The sequence below is a fragment of the Nocardiopsis sp. CNS-639 genome, assembly GCF_000381685.1.
Lineage (GTDB): Bacteria > Actinomycetota > Actinomycetes > Streptosporangiales > Streptosporangiaceae > Nocardiopsis > Nocardiopsis dassonvillei.
Genome location: NZ_KB906856.1, coordinates 67049 through 85509, shown reverse-complemented (window position 1 = coordinate 85509; position 18461 = coordinate 67049). Strand labels below are relative to the sequence as shown.

General features: G+C 70.6%; 20 protein-coding genes, 3 tRNA genes and 1 pseudogene. 7 read left to right on the top strand and 17 right to left on the bottom strand.

The window, feature by feature from the left end; genetic code table 11:
• Window positions 1-64: 64 nt before the first annotated feature.
• The 4 genes from G011_RS0105790 to G011_RS0105780 all read right to left on the bottom strand — a co-directional run bounded on the left by G011_RS0105790 (window position 65) and on the right by G011_RS0105780 (window position 2846).
• Window positions 65-874: an alpha/beta fold hydrolase gene (locus tag G011_RS0105790; RefSeq protein WP_019607667.1), complete on the bottom strand. Its 810-nt coding sequence runs from the start codon at window positions 872-874 to the stop codon at window positions 65-67.
• A complete protein-coding gene (locus G011_RS0105785; protein ID WP_019607666.1) occupies window positions 874-1221 on the bottom strand; it encodes a hypothetical protein in 348 nt (115 codons plus the stop codon). Before G011_RS0105785 ends, G011_RS0105790 begins: the two co-directional genes overlap by 1 nt.
• A 765-nt stretch (window positions 1222-1986) precedes the next feature.
• Window positions 1987-2406, bottom strand: coding sequence for a hypothetical protein (locus G011_RS31630; protein ID WP_155979726.1), 420 nt, complete (start codon window positions 2404-2406; stop codon window positions 1987-1989).
• Window positions 2407-2465: 59 nt separating this feature from the next.
• Window positions 2466-2846 (bottom strand): ATP-binding protein, encoded by a 381-nt coding sequence (locus G011_RS0105780; protein ID WP_019607665.1) that lies wholly within the window; start codon window positions 2844-2846, stop codon window positions 2466-2468.
• A 33-nt stretch (window positions 2847-2879) separates the two neighbouring features.
• Between G011_RS0105780 and G011_RS0105775 the strand changes: the two genes are divergently transcribed.
• A complete protein-coding gene (locus G011_RS0105775) occupies window positions 2880-3074 on the top strand; it encodes a hypothetical protein (protein ID WP_019607664.1) in 195 nt (64 codons plus the stop codon).
• Between the two features lie 111 nt (window positions 3075-3185).
• Here G011_RS0105775 and G011_RS0105770 read toward each other — a convergent pair whose 3' ends face one another.
• The 6 genes from G011_RS0105770 to G011_RS0105745 all read right to left on the bottom strand — a co-directional run bounded on the left by G011_RS0105770 (window position 3186) and on the right by G011_RS0105745 (window position 6206).
• The gene (locus G011_RS0105770; RefSeq protein ID WP_155979725.1) at window positions 3186-3389 is read right to left on the bottom strand and encodes a hypothetical protein; all 204 of its coding nucleotides are present in this window, start codon (window positions 3387-3389) and stop codon (window positions 3186-3188) included.
• Window positions 3390-3674: 285 nt separating this feature from the next.
• On the bottom strand, window positions 3675-4070 hold the full coding sequence (locus G011_RS0105765; protein WP_019607662.1) for a DUF6188 family protein: 396 nt from the start codon (window positions 4068-4070) through the stop codon (window positions 3675-3677).
• A 160-nt stretch (window positions 4071-4230) separates the two neighbouring features.
• Window positions 4231-4304: transfer RNA gene (locus tag G011_RS0105760), tRNA-Phe, on the bottom strand.
• 25 nt (window positions 4305-4329) lie between these two features.
• Window positions 4330-4404, bottom strand: a tRNA-Asp gene (locus G011_RS0105755).
• A gap of 88 nt (window positions 4405-4492) precedes the next feature.
• A tRNA-Glu gene (locus tag G011_RS0105750) sits at window positions 4493-4565 on the bottom strand.
• Window positions 4566-4661: 96 nt separating this feature from the next.
• Window positions 4662-6206, bottom strand: coding sequence for a metallophosphoesterase (locus G011_RS0105745; RefSeq protein WP_019607661.1), 1545 nt, complete (start codon window positions 6204-6206; stop codon window positions 4662-4664).
• A 97-nt stretch (window positions 6207-6303) separates the two neighbouring features.
• On the opposite strand from G011_RS0105745, the gene G011_RS0105740 reads away from it, so the two are divergent.
• On the top strand, window positions 6304-6654 hold the full coding sequence (locus tag G011_RS0105740; RefSeq protein WP_013155455.1) for a metallopeptidase family protein: 351 nt from the start codon (window positions 6304-6306) through the stop codon (window positions 6652-6654).
• A 334-nt stretch (window positions 6655-6988) separates the two neighbouring features.
• Window positions 6989-8293: an MFS transporter gene (locus tag G011_RS0105735; RefSeq protein WP_019607660.1), complete on the top strand. Its 1305-nt coding sequence runs from the start codon at window positions 6989-6991 to the stop codon at window positions 8291-8293.
• Window positions 8294-8430: 137 nt separating this feature from the next.
• Here the strand turns inward: G011_RS0105735 and G011_RS0105725 are convergent, their stop codons facing one another.
• The 3 genes from G011_RS0105725 to G011_RS0105715 all read right to left on the bottom strand — a co-directional run bounded on the left by G011_RS0105725 (window position 8431) and on the right by G011_RS0105715 (window position 10169).
• Entirely contained in the window at window positions 8431-8691 is a 261-nt protein-coding gene (locus G011_RS0105725; protein ID WP_013155458.1) for a PspC domain-containing protein, read from the bottom strand.
• 288 nt (window positions 8692-8979) lie between these two features.
• Window positions 8980-9594, bottom strand: coding sequence for a TetR/AcrR family transcriptional regulator (locus tag G011_RS0105720; RefSeq protein WP_019607659.1), 615 nt, complete (start codon window positions 9592-9594; stop codon window positions 8980-8982).
• A gap of 188 nt (window positions 9595-9782) precedes the next feature.
• Entirely contained in the window at window positions 9783-10169 is a 387-nt protein-coding gene (locus G011_RS0105715; protein WP_013155460.1) for a PPOX class F420-dependent oxidoreductase, read from the bottom strand.
• Between the two features lie 272 nt (window positions 10170-10441).
• On the opposite strand from G011_RS0105715, the gene G011_RS0105710 reads away from it, so the two are divergent.
• Window positions 10442-10936 (top strand): GbsR/MarR family transcriptional regulator, encoded by a 495-nt coding sequence (locus G011_RS0105710; protein WP_019607658.1) that lies wholly within the window; start codon window positions 10442-10444, stop codon window positions 10934-10936.
• The gene (locus tag G011_RS0105705) at window positions 10933-11805 is read left to right on the top strand and encodes an alpha/beta fold hydrolase (RefSeq protein WP_019607657.1); all 873 of its coding nucleotides are present in this window, start codon (window positions 10933-10935) and stop codon (window positions 11803-11805) included. The genes G011_RS0105710 and G011_RS0105705 overlap by 4 nt, the downstream gene beginning before the upstream one ends.
• A gap of 236 nt (window positions 11806-12041) precedes the next feature.
• Here the strand turns inward: G011_RS0105705 and G011_RS0105700 are convergent, their stop codons facing one another.
• From G011_RS0105700 to G011_RS0105685, 3 genes and pseudogenes are all read right to left on the bottom strand, one after another.
• The gene (locus G011_RS0105700) at window positions 12042-13313 is read right to left on the bottom strand and encodes a hypothetical protein (protein ID WP_019607656.1); all 1272 of its coding nucleotides are present in this window, start codon (window positions 13311-13313) and stop codon (window positions 12042-12044) included.
• Window positions 13314-13623: 310 nt separating this feature from the next.
• Window positions 13624-14189 (bottom strand): annotated as a pseudogene (locus tag G011_RS30980) (NADPH-dependent FMN reductase).
• 126 nt (window positions 14190-14315) lie between these two features.
• Entirely contained in the window at window positions 14316-14924 is a 609-nt protein-coding gene (locus G011_RS0105685; protein ID WP_026338054.1) for a TetR/AcrR family transcriptional regulator, read from the bottom strand.
• A 233-nt stretch (window positions 14925-15157) separates the two neighbouring features.
• Between G011_RS0105685 and G011_RS0105680 the strand changes: the two genes are divergently transcribed.
• Both G011_RS0105680 and G011_RS0105675 read left to right on the top strand, forming a co-directional pair.
• Window positions 15158-16273: an FAD-dependent monooxygenase gene (locus G011_RS0105680; protein WP_019607653.1), complete on the top strand. Its 1116-nt coding sequence runs from the start codon at window positions 15158-15160 to the stop codon at window positions 16271-16273.
• 62 nt (window positions 16274-16335) lie between these two features.
• Window positions 16336-17799 (top strand): MFS transporter, encoded by a 1464-nt coding sequence (locus G011_RS0105675; protein WP_019607652.1) that lies wholly within the window; start codon window positions 16336-16338, stop codon window positions 17797-17799.
• Window positions 17800-17967: 168 nt separating this feature from the next.
• Here the strand turns inward: G011_RS0105675 and G011_RS0105670 are convergent, their stop codons facing one another.
• Complete coding sequence (locus G011_RS0105670) at window positions 17968-18456, bottom strand: MarR family winged helix-turn-helix transcriptional regulator (RefSeq protein ID WP_019607651.1); 489 nt, start codon at window positions 18454-18456, stop codon at window positions 17968-17970.
• Window positions 18457-18461 lie beyond the last annotated feature (5 nt).

The window sequence follows — 18461 nt, the reverse complement described above, 5'->3', positions numbered from 1 at the left end:
TGCGGGAACGTCCGCGCCCGGGGTCCGGACCCCGCCGGCCGGTCCCGCCGACCAGCCCCACCGGTCAGTCCCGCGCGGGAAGCGGGTGCTCCGCCAGGAAGTCCAGCACCTCGCGCGTGGCCTTGGCCGCGTCCTCGTGCAGGTAGCCGTGGCGCATGCCGGGCAGGACCAGCAGCCGGGCGTCGGGGACGCGCTCCGCCAGCAGGGCGGCGTTGCCGACCGGGGTGAGGACGTCGTCCTCACCGTGCACGACCAGCGTCGGCGCCTGGATGGAGGGCAGCAGGTCCCAGCCGTCGTAGCCCGAGCTGGCGCCGAAGTGCAGGCGCTGGGCGCGCAGCGGTCCGCGCGGCAGGACGCGGGTGACCGTGTCGGGGTGGGCGGCGGCCCACTCGGGGCCGTAGAAGAGTTCGGCGATCAGGTCGCGCCCCTCGGCCGTACTGGCCCGGCGCAGCGCGAGGGTGGCCGACCTGAAGCGTTCCACCTCGTTGCTCCCGCCCGGCGCCGTGGAGCCCAGCACGAGCGCGCCGAGGCGTCCGGGCCGGGTGGCCGCGAAGGTCTGGGCGACCTTCCCGCCCATGGAGAACCCGTAGACGTGCGTGCGGGGGATGTCCAGGGCGTCCAGGACGGTGAGGGCGTCGTCCACGAACAGGTCGAAGGTGTAGGGCTCGTCCAGGGGCGCGTCGCTGCCGCCGGTCCCCCGGAAGTCCATCCGCACGACCCTGTGGCGCCGGGCCAGGTCGGCGTGCACCCCGTCCCACATCTCGTGGTCGAGGGACTGCCCGTTGAGGAGCAGGAGCGGGTCGCCCTGCCCGAGGACGTCGTACCAGATCCGGGTTCCGTCAGCTGCGGTCACGTGGCTCACGGGTCCGGACACTACCCGAGGAGCCCCGCGCACGCCGTGGTCGGCGTCACCCTCGCCGCAAGGACCTTCCGTGCGCTCGGGGCGCGGTGCCCGGGACGGTCCCGGCCGTCCGCCGCCCCGAGCACGGGGCCGGGCGGTGTGCGGGTCAGTCGAAGGTCAGAGGCCGGGCGGGGTGTGAAGGAGAAGGTGTCCGGGTCCGCGTCCGGGTACTGCGGCTTGTCCTCCCCGAAGAAGGACGCGAAACGCAGGACCCCTCCCGGCGCCTCGTGCGCGCCCCGAGCGAAGTCGGCCACGTCGGTGTTGCCCGTGGAGAGGTTGGCGTCGACGTAGTAGACCATGTCCAGGCCCGTGCGGAACACCGTCTCCTCACGGGGGCGGGGGTTCCTTTCTACACACTGCCTGCGACGCTCCGGGGTCGCGAACCCTGGGAATCAGGAAGACCCGTACTTCGGAACTCCCGGAGTACGGGGCTTCGCGAGAGGGCACGAGCATGCAGCGGGCAGCCGCCGGAGGCGCCCACCGACCAACGCAAAGGCCCCGCCGCCTGCTTCCGCAGGTGGCGGGACCTTTTTGCATGTCTGCTGGTTGTGGCTAGGGGCGGGGTCGAACCGCCGACCTTCCGCTTTTCAGGCGGGGTAAGTGTGGAGTGGCCGTGCTGGCCTGCGGGATAGATGTCCGCTCGGGTCCGGGTGAGTCCATCCCCGGTTGCTGTCGTTGCTGTCACCACTGCTGTCACTTCGAGGTGTCTCCGGTCTGCCCTGACGTAGGGGAAGGCGGTCCGCCACAGCGGTGCCGCGCGTGCGCTCCCCCGTCTGCCGCCGCTCCCCCGGCCACGGGACTTCGGCAACCGCGGTTCCGGGCCGAGGTGCCCGATAGCGACGCGGCGGTTACCCAAGACAGTCGCACTCCGCTATCGGGTGCCTCGGGATCTGAGCACGTCAGAAGGCGATTTCCCCGAAACGGCAACCGTTCGTCGTCTGCCCGCGTCAAGATGCCAACCAGGGCGGCCATCGGCCGCGCTCGGGACCGGGCGGCAGCCCGCAGTCCGAGCGGCGGCCGGAGGCCGCTGCGACGGCGCTCGCGCCGTCGCCTTGATCCCATACAGCCCAACTCGGCAATCGCAATCATTCGGTTATAGATCGACCTCGAGAATCCCGCTTCTTTTTTGTCCCATCGAGCGTGACTCCCACGATCCCCATAAAGAGCGAAGGGATTAGGACTACCAGCGCCACGAGCCACCATCCACCAGCGCTAATAACCCAGATTCCACCAGCAGCGGAAAATATGATGAAACTCATGCCCAGAACAAGACCAAAAGGTTCGCGGCGATAGTTTTGCTCTTCACAAACCTGAACCACCATTGCATCGACATGCTGCAAGAGCTTGTCTTTTGCAGATCCATCGGGAAGGTTACTCGCTATCTCAAGATCTTCCTTTATATTGTCTCGAAGTGACCTATTTTGTCGCCTTGGGATCAACGGAAACACCACGCCAAGGAAACCAAATATCGCAATTATTATTTGGGATGCAAGTTCAAAGGTCATGAGGGAATTCTACTTGGATCCCAGGCCCCACATGGGAACATTGACCAAAGAACCGAGGGTCAGCTGCATTTGATATGCAACCAGGTCTTGCGGCCGGAGAGGGTGGCGTGGCTGCCCCATGAGGTGGCCAATGCGTCAACGAGGAACAGCCCTCGGCCGTGTTCGGCCTCGGGTTCGGGCTGCGCCACGTACGGGGCGTCGAAATACGAACCGCCGTCGTGCACGGTGACGCGCACGCTGCGGCCGTGCTCGTGCTCGATGAGGACGCCGAACCCCGCACCGGGAAGATTGGACGGCGTGTGCTGAACCGCGTTGGTCGCCAACTCGCTCGTGAGTAGTACGGCATCGTCCACCATCGGGCAGTCCGCCAACCGCTCGGTGACGAACGCCCGCACTGCGGCGATCTGGTCGAGTCGGCCGTAGAACCATAACGAGAGCAAGTTTCCGACGGCGTACCGCCCGGATCGGGGGTCATGCGGCGTCGGATCGAGAACGCCATCTTCACTCTGACCCCACGAGGCCGCTCGGTCGGCTTCGCAGTCCTGACCTCATCGCAGAACCCGCGCAACCTGTTCCCGGACAAAGTCACCCTGAGGTTGGACGAGGCCTCCGGCGTGAACACGGCCTTCGAAGAGAGTGCCGGGAACGCGGCGCTGGGGCGCACCTGACCGACCCCGTGCTTCCCGATGTCGGTCACCTCCGAGTGGAGATCCATCTTTACCTGTGTGGGTTCGCGCCCCTCGCGTCTTCGAGGACGAGATCACCGCGACGACGAAGAGCTACGGGAGTGACTCTTCCGCAGGTAGGGAGGTGGCCCGGCGGTGCTTCGAGCGACGGTGCCACCGCCCCAACCCGACCAGAAGGGCGAGAAAAACCATCTGCCCCAGGGCCACGAACAGGTTGGTGAAGAACCACATCGCGAGGAACACATAGGCGAAGATCAGGGACCAGCCGACGATCACGTTCCAACGAGGCTTTGTCACGATACGAGTCTAGAGACGGCCAGGCATCACGCCACGGGCGGGCGGTGGGCTGACACCGACGCCTACCGGAGTCCACGGGCTTGGCACGGGACTCCCCCAGAGAGCTTCCAGAAAGCCTGAGGCCCTCTCAGCGCCCGGGAGACGAGGGGCCGTCTCCCAGGGCCCGTCCGGGCGCGGCACGAGAGCGCTGAGGACGTCCCCATGCCACACGCCCCACGTGTGCGGACAGAACCTCACCAAGCGGAGGATCGAGGAAGCACACCTACTCCACCGAGACGCCACCGCTCAACGTCGCCAGTCAGTCTCTCCACCAGGACCCACGAGGACGGGATCGAACCCGAAGCCGGTCAGACACCACGACTCGTAGTTGGGATCCGGGTCCACCCCCAGCCCCGTGCCGTCGTCGAAGCCGAGGCGCAGGGTGCCGTACCCCGTGACCTCGACCGCGGTGACGATCCTGGTGAACAGGCCGAGCAACGGAGCCAGACAGGTACCGGTCCCCGGGGCCAGGGCGACCTGCCTTCCACCCGCGTCCGTGAGGGACAACGCGGTCTCGATGACGAGTTCGCCGTCGAGACGGACCCGGCCGTCGGGGCCGTGACCGGTGAAGGTGATCCTGACCTGGTGGTCGAAGGCCGTTCGCGTGACCTGGGCACCAACCAGCTCCACAGGGATCTTCACCGTGCCTCCGGCAGTGTGGGCAGGCGCTCGAACGTGGCCGCGCATTGGCCGTGGACATCCACCGGGGACCGCCGCCGTCCACCGACAACCACCGACCAACGCAAAGGCCCCGCCGCCTGCTTCCGCAGGTGGCGGGGCCTTTTTGCATGTCTGCCTGGAGTGGCTAGGGGCGGGGTCGAACCGCCGACCTTCCGCTTTTCAGGCGGACGCTCGTACCAACTGAGCTACCTAGCCGCACTCGCCGATCTCTCGGCGACGGCGGTCCTGACGGGATTTGAACCCGCGGCCTCCACCTTGACAGGGTGGCGAGCACTCCTAACTGCTCCACAGGACCTTGTTCAGTTGTCGCACCGGGCCTGGGCCCCGTGCTCTCGCTGCGGTTCTCATTCTGCCAGATGTCCGGGAGTGCTCGAACCGCCTCGTACCCCCAACGGGATTCGAACCCGCGCTACCGCCTTGAAAGGGCGGCGTCCTAGGCCGCTAGACGATGGGGGCCCGTGTGACACGTCAAGCATAGGGGAGATTCGCAACCAACACCAAAGTGATAAGCACGGCCAGTCGCCACCTCCTCCACCTGCGCTGACGCGCGGGTCAGGGAGTCCGCTGCCCGTCGCCGGCCTCCTCCGCGGGTTCCTCCTCCGGTTCCTCGGAGGGTTCGCCCACCGGGCGCTGCGGGTCGGTCTCGATGTGCCGCTCGACCTGTGCCGACGTCAGCCCGATGCCGCCCAGGTCGATGTCGTCGCGGGCCTGGAGGCGCCCGGTCTCGGCATCGAAGTACAGCACCGACGCCTGGTAGGGGGTCGGGCGGCCGGGACCGTGGTCCAGCCCGCGCAGACCGGCCCCTCCGGTGGACCCCTGCACGAGGAACCTGGTGCCCAGGTCGGTCAGCTCGGTGGACCTCAGGTGGTCGTCGCCCGTCAGCACCAGCGGCACCACCCCGTCGAAGGCCTCCGCCTGCGTGCGCGTGTGCATGACGACCACGTCCACGTCCTCGCGGGAGTCGACCACCTCCTCGGCCTCCTCCTCGCCCCGGGCGGCCACCTCGGAGGCGTCGGGGTTGAGCCGGGTCGCGTCCGGGACGTAGCGGGGGTCCCCCGACCCGTAGAAGGTCAGGCCGCCCACCTCCTGGACCTCGCCGTCCAGCACGACGGCGTTCTCCTGCGCCGCGACCGCGCGCTGCGTCCCCATGGAGTCGTGTCGGCCGCGCACCCACACGTACGGCACGTCCAGTTCGCCGATCTCGTCGGCGAAGGCGTCCTCGGCCGCGCTCCCCCGGTCGGTGAGGTCGCCCGAGTCCACGACCATGTCCGCCCCGTACTGCTCCCGGAGCGTGCGGATGATGCTCCACGAGGCCGGGTTCAGCTGGATGTCGGACACGTGCAGCACGGTGATGACCGACTCGTCCTTCTCGTACACGGGGAGGGTGGAGGTCGCCTCGTAGATCATCGCGACGTTGCCGACCAGCCCGGCCAGCTGTTCCTGGTACTGGCTGAACCGGCCCACCACCTCCTCCGCACTGCCCACCACCTGCGGGGCACCCGCGATCAGCCCGGTGTAGCGGGGCTCGGCGATGGCGCTGGGGTTGAAGGTGTTGGCGGCCACGGCCCCGGAGGCCACGAGCACGCCCAGCGACACCAGGGCGCTGGCCAGGGCCCGCCACACGTTGCGGAAGAGCAGCAGCCCCACCACGGCGGCCCCCAGGGCCGCGGCGAGCACCGCGCGCACCAGCAGGCCGATCACACCGGCGCGCAGGTCGGAACCGATCCCCGCGGCCATGCGGTTGATCGCCTCGGGGTCGGCGAACACCTCCTCGGCCGCGGACAGCCGGATGTTGGAGATCCTCGCCTCCAGCTTGATCGGGGCGCTGTGGGTGTCGAAGGCCAGCTGCCCCAGCGGGGCCACGTCGACGACCGTCTCACCCCGCCACTGGGGGCTCAGGCTCATCGTGACGTCCGCGGGACCGATGGGGGTGACCACCTGGCCGCCCAGGGCCAGACCCAGCCAGCCGCCGACCAGGCCCGCGACGACGACGCACCCCCACCGCCACGCGCGGCCGGAGCGCAGCCGGTCGAAGGTGCCGCGGAGCCGTCGGAGGGCTCCGCGAAGGTCGTATCCGCGGATCGCTTCCCAAGACAACACACCCCCATCATGCCCCTCCCGGGGAGACGTTCCCGTGTTTCATCCCCTTCGAGAGTGTTATGTCGCTTCCGGCGCGTCGCGGGGAGGCAGCACAATGGCAGGTGTGGTGGAACTGACGCGCAGGGACTTCGAGGAACTGGTCGCCGACGCCCTCGACCAGATCCCGCCCGAGCTGGCACAGCTCATGGACAACGTGGTGATCACCGTCGAGGACGAGTCGCCGGAGGGGCTGCTCGGCCTGTACGAGGGCATCCCGCTGACCGAGCGGGGCGACTCCTACTTCGGCGTGCTCCCGGACCAGATCTTCATCTACCGGCGCAACATCTGCGCCTTCTGCGAGACTCCCGAGCAGGTGGTGGAGGAGGTGCTCGTGACAGTGGTCCACGAGATCGCCCACCACTTCGGGATCGACGACTCCCGTCTGACCGAGCTCGGCTGGGGCTGAGCCCGGGACTCCCCCGATCCCCCGCCCCCGGATCGCGGTCTCCTTCGAATCACGCTTTTCGTCACTCTTCGCACATGTGAATCCACATTATGCTCATCAACAACATTCCGGCACAGCGGTACGTCTCCGCGCGCACGCGCCGCGAGCAGTGGAAACGATCCGTCCAAGGCGACCTGACAACACGGACGAATCCACCTGGCATTCCTTACCCACAGCAACGAATCAGACACGAATTTCCCCAAACGGCTTGCGACGAAGCTCACCATCCGGAACTGTTGGTTATTGGGACACGACACAGCGTGATTACAACCCTGTAACAGTAAGGGAGTGCCGGGTGGCCAATCCGCGCCTCGACAACACACCTGACAACGGAGACCACGAGTCTTCGAGCGCCCCCAACAACGACGACTGGCGGAGCAGCTACCGCGACGTCATGGCGATCGCCGAGTTCCGGTCCGTCTGGCTCGCCCACGCGCTCTCGGTGATCGGCACGAACCTGCTGAACATCGCCACCAGCGTGCTCGTCTTCCAGATCACCGGCTCCGCGCTGGCCGCGGGCGTCACCCTTGCCCTGACCTTCCTGCCCCCGGTCATCAGCCCTCTCATCTCCGGACTCGCCGACCTCCTGCCGCGCCGCCGCGTCATGATCGCCTGCGACCTCGCGCGCGCGGCCGTGATCGTGCTCATCGGCATCCCCGGCATGCCGATCTGGGCCGTCTGGATAATGCTCTTCTGCTCGGTGGTGCCGTCGGTCCCCTTCGCCGCGGCCCGCGCCGCGATGATGGCCGAGATCATCCAGGGCGAGCGCTACGTCGCCAGCACGGCCATCATCCAGCTCACCTCGCAGCTGGGCATGCTCGCCGGTCTGGTCGCCGGCGGCCTGATCGTCGCCGCCATCGGCCCCAACATCGCCGTGATGTCGACCGGCGTCCTCTTCGTGCTGTCCGCGCTCGTCGTACTGCTGGGTGTGGCCGCGCGGCCGGCTCCCCGCGGGGAGCGGTCGGACCGCCCGGGGTTCGTCGCGATGACCCGCGACGGGGCCAAGCTGGTCTTCGCCGACCGCAGGCTGCGCACCCTGGCGCTGCTCGCCTGGCTCGCCGGCCTGTACGGCATCCCCTACGGACTCGCCAACCCGATGGCCGAGGAGATCGGCGCCGGAGCGGCGGCGGCCGGGTTCATCATGGCGGGCTCGGCGATCGGCGGGTTCGTCGGCGGGTTCGTCCTGACCCGGTTCGTCCCGCCGCCCATCCGCATGCGCCTGCTCGGCCCGCTGGCCGTCCTCGCCTCGGCGCCGCTGCTGCTGTGGCTGACCGAACCGCCGCTGTGGCTGATGGTGACCGCCCTCGCGCTCTGCGGCGTCGCGGGCTCCTACCAGTTCGTGGCCAACGCGGCGTTCGTGCTGTGCGTGCCCAAGGAGGGCCGCAGTCTGGCCTTCGGGCTGGTCGCGGCCGGGCTCCAGGCCGCCCAGGGCGTGGGCATCCTGGTCGCCGGGTTCTTCGCCGAGAAGTTCGGCACCGGTGTCGTCATCGCCGCGGCCGGTGCCCTCGGCGTGGTCTGCGCGCTGCTCCTGGCCCTGCCGTGGTCGCGGATGGTCGGCGAGACCATCGACCGGATGAACGCGACCGGGGGCGGCGCCTAGGACCCCCAGCGCACCGTGTCCCTAGCGCTCCTCGCCGCGCTCCGCGGGGGCTTCGCGGGTCTGCTCGACCTCGCGCTCCTCCCGCGGGGTGCGCAGCTCGCGTCGCTTCCAACCCGGTTGTGCTCTGAGGGTCCACATCAGCTCTGGCTCGGCTTTCCCTGGAAGTTGCGGATGATCTGCTCCAGCAAGGAGCGCTTCTCGTTCTCGGCCGGCATGATCAGCCAGGCCAGGATGTAGACGAAGACGCCGCTGAACCCGAGGACCGTCAGGACCACGAAGACCAGGCGGACCAGCGTGGAGTCGACGTTGAGGAACTCGGCGATCCCCCCGCAGACGCCGGCGAGGTAGCGGTCGCTCCCACTGCGTCGGAAGCGCTTGCTCTGGAAGTTCTGGTTCATGTCTCCACCCTGCCCCCTCCTGACGACGATTCCCATCCGGGACAGCCCTGGGCGTCCCCTGACATCCCCCCGAGCCCCCGGAGGGGCCGGGCACGGGGTGCTGGCCCGCCCCGCAGGGGTTGGACGCGGACCGGGGCGCACGGCGTTCCGGCCGGGCGCTGAGGCGTGGGGCACACCGCGGGCGCGGACCGTGCCGCCGGAGGGGTCGGGCCCGGATCCCGGATCGGGGTCCGGCCCCGGGATCCGGGCGCGGAGCCGGGCGACGCGGGGTTCGGGCGAGGGCCCCGATCAGTCAGCGGTCCCGGACCGCCCGTAGACCTCGCCCAGGAAGCGGAAGTCGGTGCGAAGGCTGGCGCGGACGTCCGACGCCTCCTCGTTCTCCGAGAAGCGCAGACGCCTCATGGTGTGGCGCATCACCGCCATGGCCGCCGCCGCGACCACGACCGAGCGGTCGTCCTCGGCGGGGACGCCGGTCCGCTCGGCGATGGTGGCGGCGAGCTCCGTCTCCACGGTGTGGAAGCGGGCGAGCATCCTGGGGACGAGCTGGGGCTCGCGGTCCATGAGCTGTTTGCGCAGGCGCATGTCGTCGCGCTGGGTGTCGAGGTCGTCGGTGCTGACCAGGAACGCGATCAGCATGGTGATGAGGTCCTCGACGAAGTCACCGGTGGGGCCGCCCTCCGCGAACTGCCTGCGCATGTCCTCGTCGGGGCACCGCGGGACCTCGCCCAGGAGGGCGTCCTCCTTGGTGGCGAAGTAGTTGAAGAACGTCCGGGTGGAGACGTCGGCCTCGGCGGCGATCTCCTCGACGGTCACGTTCTCCAGGCCGCGCTCCAGCGTGAGGCGGACGGCCGCGTCCTGGAGGGCACGGCGCGTGGCCTGCTTCTTGCGTTCGCGAAGCCCCAATGGTCCTCTCCCGTACAAGGTCGATCCTTGCAGTCCATGCAAAGTTTCCCACAAGTATCCCCCAGGAACGGCGAACACGCGCGCCGGAGGGCGCGACCCCGCCGGGAGGCGGGGCCGCGCCCGTGTCCGAGGGCGTGTTCGGGGATGCCGCCCGTCGCGCAGCAGGGTACGTGTCCGCCGGGCACGCCCTAGCGGCCGACGAAGCGCTCCGGCCGGACGTAGACGATGACACGCTCCTCGTCGGGGCTGTCCCACGGGTAGGGGGTTCCGAGGTACTTCTGCGCCATCTCGTTGATGAAGGCCTTGTCCGGGTCCTCCTCCACCCGGTCGACCACGCCGCGGACCTCGACGTACATGTAGGGGTCGTCGGGGTCGGTGGCCGAGACCGAGATCCGGCCGTCGCGCCTGAGGTTCTGGAGCTTCTGCCGCGTCGTGGTCTGACTGAACCTGAGGAACTCGCCGTCCCAGTCGATCCACACGGGGCTGGACTGGGGGGAGCCGTCCGGGCCGAGCGTGGCCACGTGTCCGAACGCCGGTTTGCGCAGGACCGCCTGCTGCTTCTCCGAGAACGCCATGTCACTCCTTGTCGTCGGTTGACGCCGATGGTCTCGAGTACACCAACACGCCCCGCGGCGGACGCGGAGACGCGCCCGAGCCGGACGGACCGTATCGGAGAACGCCCCGGGGCCCGGGGACCGGCCGGTGCCCCGACGGCCCGGGACCGCCGGGAGGGCCCGCGGTCCCGGCCGCTTCCGCGCTCCCCCGCAGGGGCCGTGGCCCGCCGCGACCGCGCCCTCGCGGCATCCTCTTATTGCAGTTATTACTGCAATGACTGTAATCTCGTCGCATGAACGAACCCCCGGGCGAACCCCCAGAGGACGAACTGGCCTTCGTCGACGAGGTCGCCGTGTTCTTCGAGCGCGAGGGCCTTCCCCTCATCGCCGGGCGCGTCGTCGGCTGGCTGCTGATCTGCGATCCACCGGAACAGAGCGCCGCCCAGCTCGCACAGACCCTCCAGGTCAGCCGCAGCTCCATCAGCAGCGCCACGCGCCTGCTCACCCCCAGCGGCCTGGTCGAGGGAGTGCGCAGGCGCGGGCAGCGTCAGGAGTACTTCCGCATCGCCGCGAACGGCTGGAGCCGGATGCTGGAGCGCCGGTACGCCCAGACGGCCGCTTTCCGCGAGGTCACCGAGCGCGGGCTCAGCATGCTCCGGGAGGCCCCGGACGAGCGCCGCGAACGCCTGGCCAACGTCCACGAACTCTACGGATTCCTGGAGTCCGAGCTGCCCCCGCTCTTCTCGCGGTGGCGGAGCGAACGCGAGAGGAGCGATCGGCGCCCGTGAACCCTCCGCCGTCGGACCCCTTCCACCGCGTCAGCGTCGAGCAACCCGAGGGCGCCCTCAGCGTCATCACCGCGGGGCGGGGCACGAGCACCGTCCTGCTGCTGAGCGGCGCCGGTCTGGACAACGCCCTGCTGAGCTGGCGTCACATGATCCCGGCCCTGGCCCCCGACCACAGGGTCCTCGCCCTGGACTGGCCCAAGCAGGGGCACAGCAGGCCCTGGAACGGCACCGCCGACCACACCCGGATGCTCGCATGCGTCACCGCGGTCCTGGACCGCTTCGAGGTCGAACGAGCCTCCCTGGTGGGCCTGTCGCAGGGCGGCGCGATCGCCCTGGCCTACGCCATCGAGCACCCCGACCGGATGGACCGGCTCGTCGCCCTGGCTCCGGCCGGGATCATCTCGTTCCCTCCCCTGGCGCACCAGCTGCTGTGGCTGACCGCCAGGAGCCGCCTGCTCAACCGCACACTTCCCACGTGGCTGTTCCACAGCCGCGAGGGGGTGGCCCGGTTCGCGCGCACCAGCCTGTTCGCGGGTCCGGTCGACGACTTCGACGACATCGTCGAGGAGATCATGCCCGAGGTCCGGGCCAACGGCGCGGGCTCCTCCGACTGGCAGAACGCCTCCATCGGCCCGTGGCGGATGAACGTGGACCTGCGCCCCCGTCTGGGCGAGATCCGCTGCCCCACCCTGTTCGTCCAGGGGGACCGGGACGCCGGCGTGCACCCCAGGCACACGGTGGCAGCCGCGAAACGGGTTCCCCGGTCGCGTCTGGAGGTGCTGGAGGGTCACGGGCACTGGGTCAACCGGCAGTCGCCCGAGCGGGTCAACGCGCTGGTGCGCGACTTCCTCACCGGGCCGGGGGTCTGACCGGCCCGGAAGCCTGAACGTACCGGCCACGCCGACGCCCGTTCCGCACGGTACGCCTGCCAACCCCCGGACTCCCGGCCCCGGGGCGGCGGCGCGAGCGCCCGAAGCGCCCCGCCGCCGAACCCCGCGGGGGCCGCCGGGCCCGCCGGAGCGCCGTGTCCGGCTACGGGACGGCCGGGCCCCCGACGGGCGACACGGTGGTGGGAGCGAGCCGGGGAAGGTCCGCTCCCCGGACCTCACCCGCGGACGGCGGCCGCGACGATGTCCTCGACCTGGCCCACGATCGCCGCGCGGTTCCGCTCGAACTCGGGGTCGGTGACGCCGTCGCCGGGACCGAAGTCCAGGACCGGGGTGTGCACGTGACCGGCGGGGATGTCCAGGCCGGTGGCGTCGCGCAGCAGGGTGTTGCGGTAGGCGATCTCGTTGGAGAGGTAGTCGCCTCCGCCTCCGGCCCGCGCCTCGGAGCCGGGCGTGGGACCGTCCACGCGCACCACCGGTTCGGTCCCGCCCTCGGGGATCTCGGTCACCGTGGTGTTGTCGACCACGGGGAACGGCGCGCCGCTGGTCTGCTCGACGATCGCGGGGTGGTCGAGGGAGGAGTCCGACCACTGGGGCTGCGGCGTGACGGTGGGGACGCCGTCGGGGACGGGGACCATCTCCTCCGTGCCGACCGACTCGTTGTCCGCGGCGCCACCGCGCCAGGCGCCGTTGTGGGCCTCCAGATCGAACCGGCCCGGTCGGCCCTGGCTGACGGTGATGACCGTGTCGGCCGGCCGGTCGCCGGTGTAGTGCGGCAGGAGGGCCTCCTCGACCATGCCGTCGGTGAAGTCGCGCCAGCGCACCGGGAAGAGCATGGTCTCCACGACCGCGACCCCGGCGTCGGTCTCGATCACCGCCCCGTCCAGGGCGAGGGCGGCCGCGCCGGAGGGGTTGGCCTGGCGGATGTCGTTGTCGAGGCGGAACGGGTCGAACCCGGTCACGACGACGTGGAGGGCCTCGGGCTCCCCGGGGACCTCGGCGAAGTCGGTGTCGTCGTGGCCGCGGGAGCGGCGGTCCATGTCGGCCACGAGCCCGGCGCGGTCGACCTCGCTCAGCTCGAAGTCCGGCTGCCAGCGGTTGAGGGCCGAGGTCATGGCGAGCCGGGCCCAGTAGACCGGACGGTCGTCCCCGGCGCTCAGGCTCCCCTGGACCCCCGCGTTGCCCTGGACCCGGTCCACCGCCTCGCGCCAGAGCGCGTCGCCGTGGCGTTCGACGACCGCGCTCGCCTCCTCCGGGCCCGACGCCGCGCACAGTTCCCGCGTGAAGCGGTCCACGGTCATGACGAACCCGGATCTGCGCAGGATCTCCTGCGGGACCTCCTCGGTGACCCGCGCCTCCTCGACGGTGGCGCCGTCCCGGCTGAGGCAGCCGGTCGCCTGCTCGGCCTGGGCCGGGGCGCCCAGGGCGAGGACGGGGGCCGCGATGAGCGCCGACGCCGCGATGCGGGGGATGGTCTGGTGGATGCGCACGCTGGCTTCACTCCGTAGTTCGATGTGTTCGACGAGAGGGGGGGAAGTAGGAGGTTCCCTGTTTCACAGGAGTCACACCGCCCCCACGTCTCGAACAGGACCGGTCGGCGTCGCCTGCCGCGTCCGTGCGCGGATCGGGGCAGGTCGGGGCGGGTAGGGGCGGGTCGGGTCAGAGCGCGCGCGGGACACCGGTCCGGGCGGCTGGAGCGCCCCGTTCACGCCCACGGTCAGCGGGGCGGGTCCGGCCCGGGGCGCGACGGCCCGCCGCCCGCGGAGCGGACGGAGGAACGGGGTTACTCCAGGAGCGGGGTTACTCCAGGAGCAGGTCCGTCGCCTGTTTCCGCCGGGAGTAGGAGAGCGCCGTGGCCATCTCGTCCATGGCCAGCCGGACCCGCTCCAGCACCGCCGGATCACGGAACTCACCACGGGAGTCCACCCGGCTGGGAGCCCCGGAGACCGTGACCGAGTCGACCAGGACACTCCCCATCAGTGTCAGCGTGGGAACCAGCGCGAGGTGACCGCGCATACCGCCCGCCTGTCCCGGTGACGCGCTCATGAGGAGGGTCGGTTTCCCGGCGAGTCCTCCGGAGCCGACCAGCCAGTCCATGGCGTTCTTGGTGGCTCCGGAGGGGCCGTGCGCGTACTCGGGGTCGCGATGATCACGCCTTCGGCCCGGTCGGCGCAGGACCGGAACCTCGTGACGACCTCCGGCAGCTCCTCGTCGTTGTCCAGGTCGGGGTTGAACAGGGGCAGGCGTCCGGCCAGGTCACCGCCGACCACGCAGACGTCGGGGTTGCTGCGGCCCGCCAGGCGCAGCAGTGCGGCGTTGTGGGAGTTCCGGCGCAGGCTGCCGCAGATACCCAGTACCGCCCACATGGCCGCTCCCCCGATCCGAAGTCATCCGCACAGTACCTCCCGAAGCCCCGGCGTGTGCGCGGAAGCCACCGGAGACGGCGGATCGGGGATCCGGCCCTCCGCGCCGCCCCGGGCCGGTCGCGCGTCTCAGCCGTGCGGGGCCGTGGCGCGGATACCGGCGAGGACCACGGCGACGATGCGCTCGGCATCCGTGCGGGTGAACGCGCGCAGGCCGCGGTTGAGGATGAGGTGCACCGGGCCGGAGATCATCTCGCCGAGGAAGGCGCTGTCGACCGGGGGCAGCTCACCCCGTTCGACCGCGGTGTCCACCCGCCGCCGCATGACGGCCACGCGCTGGTCGAGGACCCTGGACAGCGCCTGCCGGACGGTGGGGCTCTGGTGGGCGGGCTGGACGGCCTGTTCGAGCGTCCGGCCGAAAGGCGTCTCCAGGCCACCGGCGAGGCCCATCAGGAAGTCCGCCAGGTCCCGGTGGAGGTCACCGGTGTCGGCGACCGACGCGAGGTTCTCGGCGTAGCTCAGTACGGCGTCGACGACCAGTTCCTCGCGGTCGGGCCAGTTGCGGTAGACGCTGGTCTTGTGCACACCGGCGCGCTCGGCGACCTCCTCGTAGCGAAAGCCCACGACGCCGTCGCGCGCGACGAGCTCGGCGGTCGCGGTGAGGACCCGCTCCCGCACCCGCGCGTTGCGGCCGCCGGGGCGCCGTGCGGGCGGCCGGTCAGCGGTCCCGTCGGCCATCTCCACGCCCACCTCCTGTTCTCTGCTCGGGTGCCGATTGTCGCCAGGCGCGGCATTGCGGTGCAAGCCGACCGTGGGTAGGCTTTCTTAAAGCAACAAATAGTTGCTTTAGTTGCCAGGTGCCGCGACCGCGACCCTTGCGCCGACCGCGCCGCCGCGCCCCCTCCCCTGCTCCGGAGCACCGCCACCCATCCGACCGGCACGTCCGCCCAGACCCACCTGGAGCACATCCCGTGAACATCCTCGTCTCCGGAGCCGGTATCGCCGGCCTCGCCGCCGCGCGTGAACTCGGCACCCGCGGCCACGACGTCACCGTCGTCGAGTACGACCACGGCCTCCGCCTCGCGGGCACACCCATCGACATCCGCGGTGACGCGGTCCGGACCGTGGAGAGGATGGGCCTGCTCGCCGAGATCCGGAAGCGACGGCTGCGGATGACCGAGTCCACCTGGTTCGTCGACGGCGACGGCGAACCGGTGGGCCGCATCCCCATCGCCCAGATCAGCGACTCCGACGACGACATCGAGATCCTCCGCGAGGACCTCGTGCGCGTCCTCGCCGACGCGCTCCCCGACACCGCGGCGATCCGTTTCGGCGACTCGATCGCGGAGCTGACCGACGGCGGCGACGGTGTCGGAGTGCGCTTCGCCTCCGGCCGCACCGGGCGGTACGACCTCGTGCTCGGTGCCGACGGCCAGCACTCCGCGGTACGCAGGCTGGTGTTCGGGCCCGAGGAGGACTACCTCCGCCACCTCGGTGTCTACATCGCGCTCGCCGCCCTGCCCGGCGAGGCCCGGTCCGAGGGCGTCAACTCGATACACAACGTCCCCAGCCGAATGGCGGGCACCTTCTGGTACAAGGACAGGGCCGTCGCGGTCTTCCAGTTCCGCTCGGAACCGCTCGACTACGACCGCCACGACCTGGACGCCCAGAAGAAGATCGTCATCGACGCCTTCGCCGGGCACCGGTCGTGGAGGATCCCGGAACTGCTCGACGCGGTCCGAGCCGATCCCGGCTTCTTCTTCGACTCCGCGGGCCAGATCCACCTGCCCTCCTGGCACCGCGGCCGCGTCGCCCTCGTCGGCGACGCCGGGTACAGCCCGGCCTTCCTCTCCGGCCGGGGCACCTCACTCGCGCTCACCGGCGCGCACATCCTCGCCGAGGAACTCGACCGGTGCGGCGGCGACCACACCGCTGCGTTCGAGCGGTACGAGGTCCGGCAGCGCCCCTACGTCACCTTCGCCCAGGCCAGCGTCGACCGCGGCCGCGACCGCATACTGCCGACCAGCTGGGCCGCCATCGCCGCCCGCGACGAGGCCCTGCGGGCAGCGGACACCGGCACACGCTGAACCCCGATGCGAGGAGTTCCCGACCCCTGACGCGCCGGAAAGGCGCGCTGGAGAGGATAGATGTGAAGGACACGCCGGAAGAGTCCGCTGCCGACACCCCGGAGCACCGATGGAGCGGGCGACTCGTCCTCTGGGTCGCCGTTCTCATCCTCGCCAACGTCCTGGCCGACGTGGCCATCGCCTCCCCCCTGCTGGTCCTGCCCCAACTGCTGGAGCACTTCGACACCGACCAGGCCGCGTGGCTGAACGCGAGCGCGATGCTGGCCGGGGCCATCTGGTCGCCGCTGCTCGCGAAGAGCTCCGACGTCTTCGGCAAGCGGCGGCTGCTCGTCGTCACGCTGGTGACCGCGTGCGCGGGCGCGCTGGTCTGCCTCGTCGCCCCCAACGTCTGGATCTTCCTGGTGGGGCGCTTCCTCCAGGGGGCCGCCCTGGCCGCGATCTTCATCACGGTCGCCCTCGTACTCCAGATCTGCGCCCCGCGGGTGGCCATGCCCGTGATCGGGCTCGTGACGTCGGGATCGGCGATCGTCGGAATCATCGAACCGTTCGTGATGGTGCCGGTCATCGACCTGTTCGGCTACCGCAGCGTGTTCGTCGTGGCGGCGCTGCTCGCCGCGGTGGCCGCGCTCTGCGTGCGTGCCCTCATCCCGGAGTCGCCGGTCCGCGGCACCGGCCGGATCGACGTGGGCGGGGCGCTCCTGCTGGGCGGCGGCCTCGGCTCCGTGCTCGCCTACGTCAGCCTCGGCGGAGACGCCGGGTGGCTGTCCGCGGGCATGGTCGTGCTGCTGGCGGCCGGTGTCGCCGCGTTGGCCGGTTGGGCGGTCCTGGCCCTGCGGGTCGCCGAACCCATCATCGACATCCGGGCCCTCAGCCGACCGGTCCTGCTGACGCTGCTGGCCCTGGTCCTGGCCGCGGGCTCCTTCCGGAGCATGCTCCAGCTGACGAGCATCGTCGCCCAGGTGCCTCCCGAGCTGGGACTCGGCTACGGGTTGGGCGACGGAGGTGCGGTGGCGGTCCTGCTCGCCGCGCCCTCGCTCGGCATCATGGTCGGCGGCACCCTCGCCGGATGGGTCGCGGGGCGGTTCGGTGCCGCACGGCCCCTCCTCGCCGCCATCGCCGTCGGTGCGGCGGCGACCCTCATGATGCTCGTCGGCGTGTCGGTCCTGCCGCTGGCGATCGCCTGCGGGGCCCTGGTCGGCATGGCCGCCGGCGCGATCTCGACGTCCGGCTACAACCTGGCGACCAGCCTGGCACCGCCGGAACGGCAGGGCACGATCTCCGGCCTGGTGTCGGTCGTGTTCGCCCTCGGCTCGGTCGTCTTCAGCTTCGCCGGAGGCGAACTCCTCAAGGCCACCCAGGTCCCCGGGGTCGTGGCCGACGGCGCCCCGGTGAGCACGGCGACCGGCGTGTACCTCTACGTCCTGACGGCCGGGGTGCTCTTCGTCCTCGCCGCGGTGCCCGCGGGCATGGTGGTGCGCGGCGGGCGCGCGGCGCCCGCGCCGGTCACGGCCGAGGCGCCGTCGTAGCGTTCGGGTGCCCTGTCCGGTTCCCGGGTGGCCGGGGACCGGACAGGGCCGGGTGGAGCCGGGCAGGGCCGAGCGGGACCGGGTGGGGGACGTACCCCGGTGCGGGCGGGCCGACTCGCCGCCCCCGCACGGGCCCGGCCGTCCCGGAACGTGGCACGGGAACGGCTGTCAGCCGAGGCCGTCCGGGACGATGCCGAGTTTTTCCGCGATGCGGGCGAGGGCCTTCAGGTCGGTCGTGTTGAGCGGGTCGAGGACGGTGCGGCGCACGGAGCGCAGGTGGGTGGGCGCTGCCGAGCGCACGAGGTCGAGGCCGACGTCGGTGAGTTCGGCGAGGGTGTAGCGGCCGTCGTCCGGGTCGGGTGTCCGCACGACCCAGCCGCGCTGTTCACAGCGTTTGACGACGTTGGACAGACGGGAGAGCGAACCGCTGGCGAGAAAGGCGAGCTCCCCCATCCGCAGCCTGCGCCCCGGGGCCTCGGAGAGGTGGCTGAGCGCGAGGTACTCGAACAGGGTGAGGCCGTTCTCCTGCCGCAGCGGCGACTCCAGCTTGCCGGGCAGCAGCAGGACGAGGGAGACCAGGCCCGTCCACGCCGCCTTCTCCTGTTCGTCGAGCCACCGCGGCTCCTCGTCGTCCCCGTGCCCGTGTGTGCCGCTCATGGACC